Below are 17215 nucleotides of genomic sequence, written 5' to 3'. Positions count from 1 at the left end.
TCGGTTGCGGGGCTCAGTTGCCGGTCGTCTCGCCGCGTCCGGCGTGCTTGACGCACGCCTTGATCAGGCTGGCCTTCGCCGCCGCGACGATCCGCTCGGCGGTGATGCCGAACTGCAGGAACAGCGTCTTGTAGTCGGCGGACGCGCCGAAGTGCTCCAGGCTCACCGCCTCACCGGCGTCGCCGATGTAGGCGCGCCAGCCGAGCGCCACGCCCGCCTCCACGGACACGCGGGCGCGCACGCCGGGCGGCAGCACCTCCTGCCGGTAGGCGTCGGACTGCGCCTCGAACCACTCCACGCACGGCATCGACACGACCCGGGTCGGGGTGCCCTCCGCCTGGAGCGCGTCCCGCGCCTCCAGCGCGAGCTGCACCTCGCTGCCCGTCGCGATGAGGATCACGTCGGGCTGTCCGCCGTCGGCGTCGGCGAGCACGTAGCCGCCCTTCGCGGTGCCCTCCGCGGACGCGAGCGCGCCGCCGCGGTCGAGCGTCGGGAGCTTCTGCCGGGTCAGCGCGAGCCCCGCCGGACGGTCGGTGTGCCCGAGGATCGTCCGCCACGCGACCGCCGTCTCGTTGGCGTCGGCCGGACGGACGACGTCCAGGCCCGGGATCGCCCGCAGCGACCACAGGTGCTCGACCGGCTGGTGCGTCGGGCCGTCCTCGCCGAGGCCGATCGAGTCGTGCGTCCACACGAACGTCACGGGCAGCCTCATCAGGGCGGCGAGCCGCACCGCCGGGCGCATGTAGTCGCTGAAGACCAGGAACGTGCCACCGTAGGGGCGCGTGCCGCCGTGCAGCGCGATGCCGTTGCAGATCGCCGCCATCGCGTGCTCCCGGACACCGAAGTGCAGCGTCCGGCCGTACCGGTGCCCGGGGAACTCCTTGGTCTGGAACTCCTCCGGGACGAACGACGGCTCGCCCTTCATCGTCGTGTTGTTGCTCTCGGCCAGGTCGGCGGAGCCGCCCCACAGCTCCGGCAGCACCGGCGCCAGCGCGGCGAGGATCTGCCCGGACGCCGCCCGGGTCGCGATGTCCTTGCCGGGCTCGAACTCCGGCAGCGCGGTCTCCCACCCGGACGGCGCCGTGCGCGTCGAGATCCGGTCGTACTCGGCGGCCCGCTCGGGGTTCTTCGCCCGCCACGCCTCGAACGCCCGGTTCCACTCGGCGTGGTCGGCGCGGCCCCGGTCGGACACACCGCGGGCGTGCGCCAGGACGTCCTCGGGGACGTGGAAGCTCTCGGCCGGGTCCATGCCGAGGATCCGCTTGGTCGCGGCGACCTCGTCCTCGCCCAGCGCCGAACCGTGGATCTTGCCGGTGTTCTTCTTGTTCGGCGCGGGCCACCCGATGATGGTCCGCAGCGCGATGAAGGAGGGACGCGCCGTCTCGGCCTTCGCGGCCTCGAAAGCGGCGGCGAGCGCGGCGACGTTCTCCTCGTAGTCGCCGTTCTCCGTCCAGTCGACGTGGTGGACGTCCCACCCGTACGCGGCGTACCGGGCCCGGACGTCCTCCGACAGCGCGATCGCGGTGTCGTCCTCGATCGAGATGTGGTTGTCGTCGTACAGCAGGACCAGGTTCCCGAGCCGCTGGTGGGCGGCGAGGGCGCTCGCCTCGTGGCTGATGCCCTCCTGGATGTCGCCGTCGGACGCGAACGCCCAGATCGTGTGGTCGAACGGCGACTCGCCCTCGGGCGCGTCCGGGTCGAACAGGCCGCGTTCGCGGCGCGCCGCCATCGCCATCCCGACGGCGTTCGCGATGCCCTGGCCGAGCGGCCCGGTCGTCGTCTCCACCCCGGCGGTGTGCCCGACCTCGGGGTGGCCGGGGGTGAGGCTGCCCCACTTGCGCAGCGCCTTCAGGTCGTCCAGCGTCATCGGGTAGCCCGACAGGTACAGCTGGATGTAAAGGGTCAGGCTGGAGTGTCCGCAGGACAACACGAATCTGTCCCGGCCGGCCCAGTGCGGGTCGGTCGGGTCGTGCCGGAGGAACCGCTGGAAGAGGAGGTAGGCGGCGGGCGCGAGGCTCATCGCCGTCCCCGGGTGGCCGGACCCCGCCTCCTCGACCGCGTCCATGGCCAGGGCGCGGATCACGTCCACCGCCCGCCGGTCCTGGTCGGACCATTCAAACGTGCTGTTGTTCCTGCTCACGGAACGCCAGGCTCCTCTCGAACCGGTGTTACAGATCCACTCTGTGATGTTGTGCCGCCGTGTTCACGCCCGACCCGCCGCCCAGGACGATCCAGGGCGATCCAAGGGCGACAACGTCCGGCGGCGCGGCGCCTCTTCCTTGTTCCGGCACTCTCCTCCGGGCCCGTGCGGCCGCCCCGTCCGGGGTCCTCGGGGATCATGCCGCGCCCTTTTCGCGAGCCTATCGCGACCTTGCCCGGACGCCCGCGAGTCAATCGTCCCGGCGGGCGATCCGGGGTGTGATCCGTGACCCGGTGCGCGACTCCCGGAGGGGGCGCACTACAGTGATTGCGCGGTTGACGACAGCGGCCGCGGCAGGAACGAAGCCGGAAGTTGCATCCAGCCGAGGCCGGCCCGGGAACGCGGGGGCGCCGCCGAGGTGGTACGCGATTTCTCATCCCTAGTTGGACGTGGACCCGATTGTGACGGTGCTCAGTAACAAGCGCGGAGTCGAACTCGACGAGCTCGACGGCCTCGGCGGCCAGCCGCCGGTGGCGACGCCGACCTCGCTCGTGCCGGCGGACGCGCGGACGGCCGCCGAGCCGCTCCCGGACCCGGCCCCGGAGGTCCGCCCGTCGTTCGGCGCGAGCGTGCGCGCCTACGTCGCGCTGACCAAGCCGCGGGTGATCGAGCTGCTCCTGATCACCACCATCCCGGTGATGTTCCTGGCGGAGGGCGGCGTTCCCGAGCTGTCCACCGTGCTGCTGACGCTGGCGTTCGGGACCATGTCCGCCGGCGCCGCCAACGCGATCAACTGCTACATCGACCGCGACATCGACGCCAAGATGCGCCGGACGCGGCGCCGTCCGCTGGCCCGCCACCAGGTCACCCCCGCCCGCGCGCTGATCTTCGGGGTGGGGCTGGCGGTACTGTCCACCGCCGGGTTCCTGCTCACCGTCAACGCGGTCGCCGCGGCCGGATCGCTGTTCGCGATCCTGTTCTACGTCTTCGTCTACTCGCTGCTGCTCAAGCGGCGGACGTCGCAGAACGTCGTGTGGGGCGGCATCGCCGGGTGCATGCCCGTCCTCATCGGCTGGGCGGCGGTGACCGGCGGCGTCGCCTGGACGCCGCTCGTCCTGTTCGGCGTCGTGTTCCTGTGGACGCCGCCGCACACGTGGACGCTCGCCATGCGCTACCGCGACGACTACGCGGTCGCCAAGGTCCCGATGCTCCCGGTCGTCGCCACCGAACGCCGCGTCGTCACCGAGAGCCTCGTCTACACCTACGCCACCGTCGCGTGCTCGCTGCTGCTGTGGCCGGTCGCGGGGATGGGCCCGGTGTACGGCGCCGTCGCCGCCGCGCTCGGGCTGGTGTTCCTCGCCGAGGGGCACCGGCTGCTGCGGGCCGTGCGCGCCGGGGTGACGGGCGTCCACCTGCGGCCGATGCGGTTCTTCCACCTGTCCAACGTCTACCTGGCGTTGCTGTTCACCGCCGTGGCCATCGACCCGATCTTGTCGTAACGCTCTTCGCGGGCGGGCGGTTACGCTCGCCTCATGGTGCACGTGGACCCCAAGGCGGTGCTCGAGGGGCGGATTCCCGGCCGGCCCCCCATCGGCATGATCCTCGGGATGACCGTGTCGGGCGTGTGCGCGCTGATCGCCCTGGGCCTGACCGCGGCGTTCGGCGGGGCGGGCTTCTGGGTGGGTCTCCTGCTCGCCATCATCCCGATCCCGGTGCTGGTCGCGCTCGCGCTCACCCTCGACCGGCTGGAGCCGGAACCGCCGCGCGCCCTGGTCTTCTCCTTCATGTGGGGCGCGGGCATCGCGGTGCTCGGCGCGATCGTCCTCAACACGGCCGGGCTGCTGTACGTGACCGTGCCCGTCTTCGGGGAGACGGAGGGCCACCTCGTCAGCGCCACGATCGGCGCCCCGCTCGTCGAGGAGACGCTGAAGGGCGCCGTCCTGTTCGGCATGCTGTGGTTTCGCCGCAACGAGATCGACGGGTTCGCCGACGGGATCATCTACGCCGCCATGGTCGGCCTCGGCTTCGCCATGTTGGAGAACGTCACCTACTACATGCGGGCCTACGACGAGGGCGGCGCGCAGCAGCTCACGGCGGTGTTCGTCCTGCGGGGTCTGATCGCTCCGCTCAGCCATCCGCTGTTCACCTCGATGACCGGGCTCGGCGTCGCCTACGCCGCCACCCACCGCCGTGGCCAGTTCGCCGCGCCGGTGGCCGGGCTGTTCGCCGCGATGGTCCTGCACGGGCTGTGGAACGGCGGCGCCTCCCTCGGGCTCGGCGGCCTCGCCGTCGTGTACGCGCTGGACTTCTGCGTCCTCGTCGCCCTGATCGTCGTGGTGGTCGTGGAGCGCCGCGGCACCGTCCGCCGCATCGAGGCGTACCTGCCGATGTACGCGGGGACGGGCCTGGTGACGCCGCAGGACGTGCGGATGCTGCGGTCGATGCCGTCCCGGCGCGTCGCCCGCCGCTGGGCCCGCGCCGTCGGCGGCAGGACCGCGGCCCGCGCCATGACCGACTACCAGCTCGCCGCGACGGAGCTGGCGCTGCTGCACAAGCGCGCCGACCGGGGCGTGGCCGACCAGCGCTGGTTCGTCGCCCGCCGCGACTCCCTGCTCACCCTGATGTCGCTGGCTCGGCAGGCGTTCCTGCGCACGCCGCCGCGTCCGGGCGCGGTCGGGCCGCCGTGGGCGGGGCAGGGCCCGTCCGGGTTCCTGCGCCCCGACCGCGCGCCCGGGGGGCCGAACGGCCCGTACGGGACGTGAGCGGGGGGCGGATCCGGGTCACCGGCACCCGGCCATACGATGGGGGCCGTGGCGAAGCGACCGTCTCCCAACGTTCTGAACCGGGCCTGGAACGCCGTGTGGCGTCCGACGGCCGGGTCGCTGCGGCTGCTCGCGCTCCTCGGCGTCCTCGGCAACGTGGCCATCGTCGTCAGCGGCGGCGCCGTCCGCGTCACCAAGTCCGGGCTCGGCTGCCCCGACTGGCCGCGCTGCTCCGGTGACAGCCTCGTCCCGACCCACAACCCCGAGCACCACGTGCTCAATATGTCGATCGAGTTCGGCAACCGGCTGGTCACGTTCGTGGTGCTGGGGATCGGCGCGCTGGTGTTCGTCGCGGCGTTGCGGCTGCGTCCCCGCCGCCGGTCGCTGGTGTGGTGGGCGCTGGCACAGCCGATGAGCGTGGTGGCGCAGGCGATCATCGGTGGCGTCGTCGTCCTGACGAAGCTGCACCCCGCCGCCGTGTCCCTGCACTTCCTGGTGTCGCCCGCGCTGCTGGTGTTCTGCGTGGGCCTGTGGGTCCGCGCCGGTGAGGGCGACGCCCCGCCACGGGCCCTCGCCGGGCCGTGGACGCGCCGGCTCGCCGCCGCGCTGGTGGTGGCGTGCGCCGCCGTCCTCGTCGCCGGCACCGTCGTCACCGGCACCGGCCCGCACGCCGGTGACGCCGAGTCCCGCCGCTACGGCTTCGACATCACCGACGTCGCCCGTGTCCACGGCCTGCTCGCCTGGGCCACGACCGCCCTGACGGTGCTCACCCTGATCGTCCTGTACCGGACGGGCGCCCCGGCCGCCGCCCGCCGCCGCGGGGGCGAACTGGCCGCCGTCATCGTCGCGCAGGGCGCCGTCGGGTACGTGCAGTACTTCCTGGGCGTCCCGGAGGGCCTGGTGCTGCTGCACATGTTCGGCGCGGTGGTGATGTGGATCGCGGCGTTCCGGCTCGTGTTCGCGCTCCGCGACCGGGGGCCCGTCCCGGCCGCAGCGCCGGCGACCGCCCCCGCGGCGGCCCCGGTGGCCGAGTCGCCCCAGCCCGCCTGACCCGTCAGTCCGTCTTGCCTCGCAGGAACGCGCGGAGGCGGTCCAGCGGCCAGGTGTTGATGACGTCGTCGGGGGTCAGCCAGCCGCGCTGGGCGGTGCCGACGCCGTAGCGGATGTTGCGGTGGTGGCCGAGCGAGTGCGCGTCGGTGTCGACGGAGAACCGCACGCCGAGGTGCTTGGCGCGGCGGACCAGGTCGGCGGGCAGGTCGAGCCGGTCGGGGAACGAGTCGATCTCCATGGCGGTGCCGGTGCGGGCGGCGGCGCGGAACACCTCGTCCCAGTCGGCGTCGACCGGCGGGCGGCGGCCGATGCTGCGCGCGGTCGGGTGCCCGATGACGTGGACGTGCGGGTTCTCGCAGGCGCGGACGAGACGGCGGGTCATGGCGTCCCGGTCCTGCGTGAAGTGGGAGTGGACGGACGCCACGCACACGTCGAAGCCGGACAGGAAGTCGGCGTCCCAGTCGACACCGCCGTCGGGGTCGATGTTGAGTTCGGTGCCGTGCAGGAGCGTCAGGTCGCGGTACCGCTTCTGCAACTCGGCGATCCGGTCGCGCTGGGCGAGCATCTTCTCGTCCGTCATCCGCTGCATGACGAGGTTCGGCGCGTGGTCGGTGATCGCGTAGTACTCCAGGCCGCGGGCGTGCGCGGCGGCGACCATGTCCTCCAGGGACGCGACGCCGTCGGTGAGGTCGGTGTGGCTGTGCAGGTCGCCGCGCAGGTCCTCGACGGTGACGAGGCGGGGGAGCGCGTCGTCGAGGGCCGCCTCGATCTCGCCGGTGTCCTCGCGGAGGGTCGGGTGGATCCACGGCAGGCCGAGCCGCTCGTAGACCTCCTCCTCGGTGGCGGACACGATCAGCTCGTTCGACCCGGCGTCGAAGAGGCCGTACTCGGACAGCTTCAGGCCGGCCTTCACGGCGATCTCGCGGGTGCGGATGTTGTGCGCCTGCGACCCGGTGAAGTACTGGAGCGCGGCGCCCCACGACTCGGGCGGGACGACCCGCAGGTCGACCTGGAGCCCCTTGGCGGTGCGGATCGAGGTCTTCTTGTCGCCGCTCGCGATGACCTCGGCGACGAACGGCAGCGCCCGGAACGCCTCCATGATCGGGTGCGGGTCGCGGGAGGCCGCGAGGACGTCCACGTCGCCGATGGTCTCGCGCATCCGGCGCAGGGAACCCGCGTGGGCGCAGCGCTCCACCTGCGGCAGTTCGGACAGGGCGGCGACGATCTCGTCGGCGACACCGGCGGCGGCGTCGACGAGGACGCGTTCGCCGGAGCTGCGCATCAGGTCGATGCCGCGCAGGATGTTCTCCTCGGTCCGGGCGCCGAACCCCTTCAGGCCTTGCAGGCGCCCTTCCTTGATGGCGGTGGCCAGCTCGTCCACCGAGGAGACGCCGAGCTCCTCGTAGACGGCGAGGGCCTTCTTCGGGCCGAGGGTGGGGATGGCGGTCAGCGCCCGCACCCCGGCGGGGATCTGCGCGCGCAGCTCCTCGACCTGCCGGATCGTGCCGGTGGTGGTGTAGTCGAGGACCTTCTTCGCGATCGCCTCGCCCACGGTGGGGATCGCGCGCAGCCCGGCGAGGTCGAGGCCGGAGATGTCGTCCGGATGCCCGGCGATCGCCCGCGCCGCCTTCTCGTAGGCCCTGATCTTGAAGGCGTCGCCGCCGGTGATGGACAGCAGGTCGGCCAGTTCCTGGATGAGGGCCGCAGCCTCGTCGTTCGCCCGTGCCATGCCTTCGAGTCTAGGAGCCGGGTGTGACGTTCCCGGAGGGCCGGACGGCCCGGACGTGGAGCGAGGCGCGGCGTCAGCGCAGCGGCGCGACGGGCCCGTTGGGGTCGTCCATCCTGGCCCGCATGATCTCATCGGTGATCGCGGACACCTGCTCCTCCGGCAGGCGCCGGTAGCCGTCCTCGGTCACGGTCGCGATCGTCGGGTAGATGCGCCGCGCCGGGTCGGGGCCGCCCGTGGCGGCGTCGTCGTCGGCCGCGTCGTACAGGGCCTGGACGCAGACCGTCGCCGCGTCCTCGACCGACAGGTCGGGCCGGTACAGCTTCTTCAGCGACCCCCGCGCGTACGGGGAGCCGGAGCCGTCGGCGTGGAAGTCGCGGGCCTCCTGCGGGGCGCCGGTGATGTCGTAGGTGTAGATCCGTCCCTCGCCGGAGTCGGGGTCGTATCCACCGAACAGCGGCACGACCGCGAGCCCCTGCAACGCCTGCGCGAGGTTGGCCTGGATGACGGCGCCGAGGCGCCGGGCCTTGCCCGGCAGCGACAGCGGGACGGTCTCCATCTTCTCGTAGTGCTCCAGCTCGACCTGGAACAGCCGAACCATCTCCAGCGCGAGGCCGACCGTGCCCGCGAACGCGACGGCGGAGTGCTCGTCGGCGCGCTGCACCTTGTCCAGCTCCCGGTAGGCGATGCGGTTGCCCTGGGTGGCGCGGCGGTCGCCCGCCATCATCAGCCCGCCGGGGAACGTCAGCGCGAGGACGGTGGTGCCGTGCGGCAGTTCCGGCGCGTCCCCCTCCGGGACCCGGTTGACGGGCAGCAGCTCGGGGGAGTGGACGCGCAGAAGGTCGACGAAAGACGCCGACCCGGCCTCGAAGAACTCGGGCGGCATCCCCTGGTCCTCGCTCCGGCCCACCACGGCGGCTCCTCTCCCGCTGGACGTTCCCTTTGATCCCGATCCTTCCACACCGCACACCACTCCGCTCACGCCTCGGGCGCCTCCGGCGGATCTTGCTGGCTCCGCGCGGCGCCCGCGCAGGCGACGATGACGCAGCAGATCGCGAACCACTGCCGTCCGCTGAGGATCTCCCCGAGCAGCGCGGCGCCGACGAGCGCGGCGACGGCGGGTTCCAGGCTCATCAGGATCCCGAAGACGCGGGCGGGCATCCGTCGCAGCGCCTCCAGTTCCAGCGAGTAGGGGATCACCGACGACAGCAGCCCGACGCCGAGCCCGATCAGCAGCAGCCACGGGTCGAGGAGGGCGGGTCCGGCGGACGCGACACCGAGCGGCAGCACCGCGATCGACCCGACGACGCTGGCGAGGGCCAGTCCGGAAGTGCCGGAGAACCGCTGGCCGGTCGCGGCGGTGAGCAGGATGTAGGCGGCCCAGCACGCCCCGGCGAGCAGCGCGAAAGCGACCCCGACCGGGTCGAGGTCGGCGGAGCCGCCCCGGGCGAGCAGGATGACGCCGCCCCCGGCCAGGACGACCCACAGCGCGTCCCTGGCGCGGCGGGACGCGACGATCGACACCGTCAGCGGCCCGAGGAACTCGATCGTCACCGCCACGCCCAGCGGGATCCGCGCGAACGACTGGTAGATCGAGAAGTTCATCAGCGCCAGCGCCAGCCCGAAGCAGGCGGCGATGGCGAGGCTGGAGCGCGAATGGTCGCGCAGCACGGTCCGCAGCGCCCTGCGGGCCAGGAAACCCAGCACGATCGCCGATGTCAGCAGCCGGAGCGTGACAACGGCGCTCGGCGGCAGCCGGTCGAACAGGTGCTTGGCCATGCCCGCGCCGACCTGCACGGAGATGATGCCGAACAGGATCAGCGCGGGCGGCGGCACTGACCCGAGCGAGAGCGTCCGGAGGCGTCCGGTCGCCCGCGACGCGCCCTCGAAGGCCCCGGGCGCCTCAGCGAGCGCCATGTGTCATTCCCACCTGAAGAACCTCCCGGCCAGGACCAGACCCGCCGCGGCCCATGCCGCGAGGATGATGAGGGGCTTGCCGGGCAGGGCCGCGCCGCCTTGGAGGACGTCCCGCAGCCCCTCGGCCAGCGCCGAGATCGGCAGCAGCTCCAGGGCGCCGCGGACCCCGTCCGGGAACTTCTCCAGCGGGAACACGACGCCGCCGACGGCCAGCAGCACGACGTAGACGAGGTTGGCGGCGGCGAGGGTGGCCTCCGCGCGCAGCGTCCCGGCCATGAGGAGCCCGAACCCGCTGAACGCGGCCGTGCCGAGCAGCAGCAGGGCGAGCACCGAGCCGGGGTCGCCGTCCGGGCGCCAGCCGAGCGCCAGCGCCACCGCGCAGATCACCGCGGCCTGCACCGCCTCGACGGCGACGACGCTGAGGGTCTTGGCGGCGATGAGGCCGCCGCGCGGCAGCGGCGTGGCGCCGAGCCTTCTCAGGACGCCGTAGCGCCGTTCGAAACCCGTTCCGATGGCCTGCCCGGTGAACGCCGTGGACATCACGGCGAGCGCGAGGACGCCGGGCGCGAGGAAGTCGACGCGGCGTCCGGGGCCGAGGTCGAGCAGGGACGTGGCGCTGAACAGGACGAGCAGCACCACGGGGATGATCAGTGTCAGGAGCAGCTGCTCGCCGTTGCGCAGCACGGCGCGGATCTCGTAGCCCGCCTGGGACAGGACCATCCGCGGCAGCGGCGCGGCGCCCGGGGCGGGCGACAGGTCGAGCCGGGTGGGCGGCGGCGCGGTCACGAGCGGAGCTCCCGTCCGGTCAGTTCGAGGAACACGTCCTCCAGGGTGCGGCGCTCGATCCGCAGGTCCTCGGTCAGGACGCCGTGCGAGGCGCACCAGGCGGTGACGGTGGCGAGCAGCTCGGGCCGCACGTCGGCCTCGATGAGGTAGTGCCCGGCGGGCGACTCCTTGGCGGCGCTCCCGGCGGGCAGCGCCGCCAGCAGCTCCTCCAGGCCGAGGCCGGGACGGGCGCGGAAGCGCAGCTGCCGCTCGGCGCCGGTCAGCTCCTCGGGCGCGCCCTCGGCGACCAGCGCGCCCCGGTCGATGATCGCGACATGGTCGGACAGGCGCTCGGCCTCCTCCATGTTGTGCGTGGTGAGGACGACCGAGACCCCGGCGGCGCGCAGTTCCTCGATCAGCTCCCAGGTGGCGTGCCTGGCCTGCGGGTCGAGGCCGGTGGTGGGTTCGTCGAGGAAGACCAGTTCCGGCCGTCCGACCACGGCGACGGCCAGCGACAGCCGCTGCTGCTGCCCGCCCGACATGCGGCGGAACGGGGTGCGGGCGTGCTCGGTGAGGCCGAGCCGCTCCAGCAGCGCGGACGGGTCGAGCGGCCTCGTGTGGAAGGACGCCACGAGCCGCAGGAACTCGGCGGCACGGGCCGTACCGGGCACGCCCCCGGACTGCGGCATCACCCCGACCCTGGGCTTCAACTCCCGCGCGTCGGCGACGGGGTCGAGCCCGAGGACGCGGACCGTTCCGGAGTCGGCGCGCCGGAACCCTTCGCAGATCTCGATCGTGGTGGTCTTGCCCGCGCCGTTCGGCCCGAGCAGCGCCGTGACCGCGCCCCGGGCGGCGGTGAGCGACAGGCCGTCCACGGCCCGCCGCCCGTCGACCGCCGCGCCGTAGCGTTTGACGAGCGTGCGCAGCTCGACGGCGCCGTCTCCGGGGGGTGTCATGGCCCCGAGTCTAGGTCGGCGGGCCGACGGTTCGGCGCCCGGTCCCGCGCGACCCGCCGGACGGGAAGTGGATCTAGTTTCGCCGCCCGAGCCGGGGGAATTGACGGCCTGTCGCCGGGCGGCCCCGGGACGTGCGGTTCGTCGCCCTCACCGGGCCCCGGGGCGGTGCGCCGAGGCGGTCGGGCGAGGGGCCGGGCGAGGAGGTGGGAATGGCGTTCCATGTCGACTCCGAGGTCGGACGGCTCCGCGGGGTGCTGCTGCACCGGCCGGAGCTGTCGCTGAAGCGGCTCACCCCGTCCAATGCCGCGGGCCTGCTGTTCGACGACGTGCTGTGGGTCAAACGGGCGGTGGAGGAGCACGAGGAGTTCGAGGACGTGCTGCGCGCGCAGGGCGTCCGGACGCACCTGCTGCTCGACCTGCTGTGCGAGACCCTCGACAACCCCGAGGCGAGGATGCACATCCTCGACGCCGTCGTCGATCCGCACTGGTTCGGTCCGCTGGCGGTGGACGCGATCCGCAACTGCTTCGACGCCATGGACGCGACGGAGCTGAGCTCGTTCCTCGTCGGCGGCATCACCAGGCGGGAGATGCTGGAGCGGATGCCGGAGCCCGCGTCCATCGCCTTCCACTCCATCCCGCTCGACGGGTTCGTGCTGCCGCCGCTGCCCAACCACCTGTTCACCCGCGACACGTCCTGCTGGATCTACGACGGCGTGTCGATCAACACGATGCGCATGAAGGCCCGGCGGCGCGAGACGGTGAACATGGAGGCGATCTACCGGTGGCATCCGCTGTTCGCCGACGGCTACGACCGGCCCGAGACGGGCGGGTTCCACGTCTGGAACCGGGGCATGGAGATGGCCCCGGCGACGCTGGAGGGCGGTGACGTCCTGGTCCTCGGGAACCGCGCCGTCCTGGTCGGGATGAGCGAGCGGACGCAGCCTCAGGCCGTCGAGATGCTCGCCCAGTCGTTGTTCGCCGCCGATTCCTGTGACCGGATCGTCGCGCTGCGGATGCCGAGCAAGCGGGCCTTCATGCACCTGGACACGGTCCTGACGATGGTGGATCACGGAGTGTTCACCAAGTACGCGGGGATGGGCATGCTGCCGTCCCACACCGTCGAGCCGGGCGACACCGAGAAGGAACTGAAGATCACCGACCATCCTCCGGAGGAGATGCACCGGGTGATCGCGGCGGCGCTCGGCATGGACGACGTCAAGGTCCTCACCCCGACGCAGGACGTCTTCGCCGACGAGCGCGAGCAGTGGGACGACGGCTCCAACGTCCTGGCGGTCTCGCCCGGCGTGGTCGTCGCCTACGAACGCAACGCGACGAGCAACAACCATCTGCGCCGGAACGGGATCGAGGTCATCACGATCCGCGGCAGCGAACTCGGCCGGGGACGCGGCGGCCCGCGCTGCATGACCTGCCCGATCGAGCGGGACGCCTGACCGCGCGCCATGGGAGACCGGAACGGCGGAGACGTGTACATGGCCCTTCGGGGTCGCAGCTTCCTCAAGGAACTGGACTTCACCCCCGACGAGTTCGGGTTCCTGATCGATCTGGCGGCGGAGTTGAAGGCCGCCAAGCGCGACCGGGCGGAGCGACCCGCGCTGACGGGCCGGAACATCGCGCTGATCTTCGAGAAGGCCTCGACCCGGACCCGCTGCGCGTTCGAGGTCGCCGCGCACGACCAGGGCGCGCACGTGACGTACCTGGACCCGGGCGGCTCCCAGATCGGCCACAAGGAGTCGATGAAGGACACCGCGCGTGTCCTCGGACGCATGTACGACGGCATCGAGTACCGGGGGTCCAGCCAGCGCCTCGTCGAGGAGTTGGCCGAGTACGCGGACGTCCCGGTGTGGAACGGCCTCACCGACGAGTGGCATCCGACGCAGATGCTCGCCGACATGCTCACCATGCGCGAGCACAGCGCCAAGTCCCTGCGGGACGTCACGTACGCGTACCTGGGCGACGCCCGGAACAACATGGGCCACTCCTACGTGGCGGCCGGCGCCCTGCTCGGCATGGACGTCCGTATCGTCGCGCCGCGCGCCCTGTGGCCGGACGAGGAGACGGTCCTCGCGCCGTCGCACACGGTCGCCGCCACGACCGGCGCGACCCTCACCGTCACCGAGGACGTGGAGACGGGCGTGGCGGGCGCCGACTTCGTCGTCACCGACGTGTGGGTGTCGATGGGGGAGCCCGCCGCCGTGTGGGACGAGAGGATCGCGCTCCTCACGCCGTACCAGGTCAACGCGGACGTCATGCGGGCGACCGGCAACCCGGACGCGCGGTTCATGCACTGCCTCCCGGCGTTCCACGACAGGGAGACCACCGTGGGGGAGGAGATCTACCGCAGGACCGGCCTGGAGGGCCTGGAGGTCACCGAGGACGTGTTCGAGTCCGCCGCCTCGATCGTGTTCGACGAGGCGGAGAACAGGATGCACACCATCAAGGCGGTCATGGTCGCGACGCTCGGCTGAACGGCCGGACGGGCCGGCGTGCGGGCCGGAAGGGGGAGGGATCCATGCGCGTGGTCGTCGCGCTCGGTGGGAACGCGCTGGTGAAACGGGGCCAGACCCCGGACGCCCGGTCGCAGCGCGACAACGTCGACCGGGCCGTGCGGGCGTTGGCGCCGCTCGCCGAACGGCACGAGCTGATCGTCACGCACGGGAACGGTCCGCAGGTCGGCGTGCTGGCGCTGGAGAGCGTCAACGACCCGAACCTCACCCGCCCGTACCCGCTCGACACCATCGGCGCCGAGACCCAGGGCATGATCGGCTACTGGATGCTCCAGGCGTTGCAGAACGCGCTGCCCGGCCGCCAGGTCATGGCGATGATCAACCAGACGCTGGTGTCGGCGGTGGACCCGGCGTTCGAGGACCCGACCAAGTTCGTCGGGCAGGTCTACGACCGGGAGGAGGCCGAGAAGCTCGCCGCCGAGTACGGCTGGACCGTCCGGCAGGACGGGGACGGCTGGCGCCGCGTCGTGCCGTCCCCGCGGCCCCAGCGGGTGATCGAGACCCGGTTGATCCGGGAACTGGTCCGGCTCGGAACGGTCGTGGTCTGCGCGGGCGGCGGGGGCGTCCCGGTGTTCCGCAACGACGTCGGACGGTTGGAGGGCGTCGAGGCGGTGATCGACAAGGACCTCACCGCGTCCGTGCTGGCCGAGAGCATGGACGCGGACGCGCTGCTGATCCTCACCGACGTGCCCCGGGTGATGCGCGACTTCGGCGGCCCGAACGAGGAGGAGATCACCCACACCACGCCGCACGAGCTACGGGCCGAGAGTTTCCCCGCAGGGTCGATGGGCCCCAAGGTCGAAGCGGCGGCGAGCTTCGTCGAACGGACCGGCGACATGGCCGCGATCGGGCTGCTCGACCAGTGCGTGGAGATCCTCGAAGGCACCGCCGGAACGATCGTGACCCCCAACGCGACCTGGCCGCTGGCGAGCACGCTGTGACCCCCGGCACGGAGACCGGCCCGGCGTCGTTCGCGCGGAGCCTGCTGCGGACCAAGCCCGTCGACCGGATCGTCGCCGAGGGCGGGCAGGGCGAGGGCGGCGAGCTGAAACGGACGATGAGCCTGCTGCAGCTCACCCTGTTCAGCGTCGGCGCGACCCTCGGCACCGGCATCTTCGTCGTCCTCGGCGAGGCGGTGCCGCTGGCCGGGCCCGCGGTCGTGCTGGCGTTCGTCCTCGCCGCCGTCACCGCGCTGTTCTCCGCCCTGTCGTACGCGGAGCTGGCCGGGACGATCCCCGTCTCGGGCTCGTCCTACTCCTACTCCTACGCCACCCTCGGGGAACTGGTCGCGTGGGTGTGCGGATGGTGCCTGCTGCTGGAGTACGCGGTGTCGGTGTCGGCCGTAGCGGTCGGCTGGGGCGCCTACCTCAGCGCGTTCTTCGACGACGCGGCCGGATTCACGATCCCCGCCGCGCTGAGCGGCCCGCCGGGCGAGGGAGGCGTCGTCAACGTCCCCGCCGTGGTCGTCGTGGTGTTCGCCACGCTGCTGCTCCTGCGCGGCACGTCCGAGAGCGCAACCGCGAACACGATCATGGTGTTCCTGAAGGTCGGCGTGCTGTTGTTCTTCTGCGCCGTGGCGTTCACCGCGTTCGACTCCGGGAACCTGAGCTCGTTCGCGCCGATGGGCTGGGCGGGCATCAGCGCGGCGGGGTCGAAGGTGTTCTTCTCCTACATCGGCTTCGACGCCGCGTCCACCGCCGGTGAGGAGGCCAAGAACCCGCGCCGCGACCTGCCGCTGGCGATCGTCCTGTCACTGGCGATCGTGACGGCCGTGTACGTGCTGGTCGGGCTGGCCGCGGTCGGCGCCATGCACTGGGAGCGGTTCGAGCTGAGCGGCACCGAGGCGTCGCTGGCGCAGGTGCTGGACGAGGCGACCGGGCGGACCTGGCCCTCGATGATCCTCTCGCTCGGCGCGGTGATCGCCATCGCCAGCGTCGTCCTCACCGTCATGTACGGGCAGACCCGCATCCTGTTCGCGATGTCGCGGGACGGGCTCGTCCCTCCCGTGTTCCAGCGGGTGAGCCCCCGGCGCCGCGTGCCCGTCGCCAACACGATCATCGTGGCGGTGTTCATCGGGACGCTCGCCGCGGTGATCCCGCTCGGACGGCTGGTGGACGCCACCAGCATCGGCACCCTGTTCGCGTTCGCGCTGGTCAACGTCGGCGTCATCGTCCTGCGGCGGACGAGACCCGACCTGCCGCGCGGCTTCCGCGCCCCGCTCTACCCGGTGACGCCGCTGGCCGGCGTCGCGTTCTGCCTGTACCTCATGGTCGGCCTCGGCGGCGTGACCTGGACGGTGTTCGCGCTGTGGTGCCTGGTCGGGCTGGCCGCCTATTTCCTGTACGGCCGCCGCCACTCGCGTCTGGCGACCGAGCCTTCGGGAAAGGGGGCGGCATGACCGAGATGACGGTGCTCGTCGGCTACACGCCCGACGACCGCGGCGTCGACGCGCTCGCGCTGGCGGCCCTGGTCGTCCGGACGCTGGGCGCGCCGCTGGTGGTCGCCAACGTCCATCCGCCGCCGTGGCCCGCTCGCGGCCCCGGCTCGGTCGACGCCGAATGGGTCGGCTACCTCAGGTCGGAGTCGCGGGCGGCGCTCGACGAGGCCGCCGACCGGCTCGCCGAGACGGGCGTCCCGGAGTCCGCCGTGACCCGGCGCGTGCACGCCAACCGGGGCAGCGGGCGGGGGCTCATCGAGGTGGCCGGGGACGTCGGCGCCGACCTCGTCGTCGTCGGCTCGGCGCCGCGCGGGCACCGCGGCCGCATCGCCATCGGCAGCACCGCCGACCAGCTCCTGCACGGCTCGCCCGTCCCGGTCCTGCTCGCGCCGCGCGGGTACGCCGACACCGCGCCCGACCGGTTCGAGCGGATGACCATCGCCTACTGGCGCCGCCCCGACGTGGACGGGCCGCTGTCCGCGGCCGCCGAGTTCGCCGGGGCGCTGGGAGTGCCGCTGCGGCTGCTCACGCTGGTGACACGGCCGCCCGGGCTCGCCGCGAGGTTCGCCGAGAAGGGCGGCGCCCTGGACCGCCAGGTGGCGCGGGCGGACGAGGATCTCCGCGACGCCGCCGGACGGCTCGGCGGCGGCCCGCCCGTGGAGCGGCTGACCGCCGTCGGGACCGGCCTCGCCACGACGCTCGGCACGGTCGATATGCTGCGGGGCGAGATCCTGGCCTGCCTGTCCGGACACGACGGGCCGCTGCGCAAGGTCTTTCTCGGGGAGGGCTCCGGCAAGATCGTCCGCGCGGCGCCGTGCCCGGTGCTGCTCCTGCCGCGCGGGGCCGTCCCGCGGGGCGCCGCGGACGCGCGGGACCGAGACGCGGATCAGGTTGCGGATTAGGTAAGGCTTACCTGCGTGAGGCACGACATCGCGAT

14 protein-coding genes are annotated in these 17215 nt (G+C 72.6%); 8 read left to right on the top strand and 6 right to left on the bottom strand.

Features of this window, described 5'->3' with window-relative positions; genetic code table 11:
* Nucleotides 1-13: 13 nt before the first annotated feature.
* A complete protein-coding gene (tkt, locus tag D0T12_RS17790; protein WP_407642095.1) occupies nucleotides 14-2065 on the bottom strand; it encodes a transketolase in 2052 nt (683 codons plus the stop codon).
* Between the two features lie 536 nt (nucleotides 2066-2601).
* On the opposite strand from tkt, the gene D0T12_RS17785 reads away from it, so the two are divergent.
* Genes D0T12_RS17785 through D0T12_RS17775 form a run of 3 tightly spaced genes read left to right on the top strand, consistent with a single transcriptional unit; the run spans nucleotide 2602 to nucleotide 5952 of the window.
* A complete protein-coding gene (locus tag D0T12_RS17785) occupies nucleotides 2602-3639 on the top strand; it encodes a heme o synthase (RefSeq protein WP_199487521.1) in 1038 nt (345 codons plus the stop codon).
* A gap of 33 nt (nucleotides 3640-3672) precedes the next feature.
* Complete coding sequence (locus tag D0T12_RS17780) at nucleotides 3673-4902, top strand: PrsW family intramembrane metalloprotease (protein ID WP_117400715.1); 1230 nt, start codon at nucleotides 3673-3675, stop codon at nucleotides 4900-4902.
* Between the two features lie 48 nt (nucleotides 4903-4950).
* Complete coding sequence (locus D0T12_RS17775) at nucleotides 4951-5952, top strand: COX15/CtaA family protein (protein WP_233526142.1); 1002 nt, start codon at nucleotides 4951-4953, stop codon at nucleotides 5950-5952.
* A 4-nt stretch (nucleotides 5953-5956) separates the two neighbouring features.
* Here D0T12_RS17775 and polX read toward each other — a convergent pair whose 3' ends face one another.
* The 5 genes from polX to D0T12_RS17750 all read right to left on the bottom strand — a co-directional run bounded on the left by polX (nucleotide 5957) and on the right by D0T12_RS17750 (nucleotide 11316).
* Complete coding sequence (gene polX, locus D0T12_RS17770; protein WP_117400713.1) at nucleotides 5957-7681, bottom strand: DNA polymerase/3'-5' exonuclease PolX; 1725 nt, start codon at nucleotides 7679-7681, stop codon at nucleotides 5957-5959.
* Nucleotides 7682-7754: 73 nt separating this feature from the next.
* Nucleotides 7755-8564 (bottom strand): proteasome subunit beta, encoded by an 810-nt coding sequence (gene prcB, locus D0T12_RS17765; protein ID WP_117401087.1) that lies wholly within the window; start codon nucleotides 8562-8564, stop codon nucleotides 7755-7757.
* Between the two features lie 92 nt (nucleotides 8565-8656).
* On the bottom strand, nucleotides 8657-9595 hold the full coding sequence (locus D0T12_RS17760) for an EamA family transporter (protein ID WP_117400712.1): 939 nt from the start codon (nucleotides 9593-9595) through the stop codon (nucleotides 8657-8659).
* 3 nt (nucleotides 9596-9598) lie between these two features.
* The gene (locus D0T12_RS17755; protein ID WP_117401086.1) at nucleotides 9599-10315 is read right to left on the bottom strand and encodes an ABC transporter permease; all 717 of its coding nucleotides are present in this window, start codon (nucleotides 10313-10315) and stop codon (nucleotides 9599-9601) included.
* Nucleotides 10316-10377: 62 nt separating this feature from the next.
* Nucleotides 10378-11316 carry an ABC transporter ATP-binding protein gene (locus tag D0T12_RS17750; protein WP_117400711.1) on the bottom strand — a complete coding sequence of 313 codons (939 nt, stop codon included), beginning with the start codon at nucleotides 11314-11316 and terminating at the stop codon, nucleotides 10378-10380.
* 209 nt (nucleotides 11317-11525) lie between these two features.
* Between D0T12_RS17750 and D0T12_RS17745 the strand changes: the two genes are divergently transcribed.
* The 5 genes from D0T12_RS17745 to D0T12_RS17725 are packed head-to-tail and all read left to right on the top strand — an operon-like array spanning nucleotide 11526 to nucleotide 17180.
* The gene (locus tag D0T12_RS17745) at nucleotides 11526-12767 is read left to right on the top strand and encodes an arginine deiminase (protein ID WP_117400710.1); all 1242 of its coding nucleotides are present in this window, start codon (nucleotides 11526-11528) and stop codon (nucleotides 12765-12767) included.
* A 39-nt stretch (nucleotides 12768-12806) separates the two neighbouring features.
* Nucleotides 12807-13802, top strand: a complete 996-nt coding sequence (gene argF / locus D0T12_RS17740; RefSeq protein WP_456318667.1) for an ornithine carbamoyltransferase — start codon at nucleotides 12807-12809, stop codon at nucleotides 13800-13802.
* Between the two features lie 44 nt (nucleotides 13803-13846).
* Entirely contained in the window at nucleotides 13847-14782 is a 936-nt protein-coding gene (gene arcC, locus D0T12_RS17735) for a carbamate kinase (RefSeq protein ID WP_117400709.1), read from the top strand.
* Entirely contained in the window at nucleotides 14779-16239 is a 1461-nt protein-coding gene (locus tag D0T12_RS17730) for an amino acid permease (RefSeq protein WP_199487520.1), read from the top strand. The genes arcC and D0T12_RS17730 overlap by 4 nt, the downstream gene beginning before the upstream one ends.
* Nucleotides 16236-17180, top strand: a complete 945-nt coding sequence (locus D0T12_RS17725) for a universal stress protein (protein WP_117400708.1) — start codon at nucleotides 16236-16238, stop codon at nucleotides 17178-17180. The genes D0T12_RS17730 and D0T12_RS17725 overlap by 4 nt, the downstream gene beginning before the upstream one ends.
* Nucleotides 17181-17215 lie beyond the last annotated feature (35 nt).

The sequence above is a fragment of the Actinomadura spongiicola genome (genome assembly GCF_003432485.1).
In the GTDB taxonomy this organism is placed as follows: Bacteria; Actinomycetota; Actinomycetes; order Streptosporangiales; family Streptosporangiaceae; genus Spirillospora; species Spirillospora spongiicola.
This window is presented reverse-complemented; position numbering and strand designations above follow the sequence as displayed.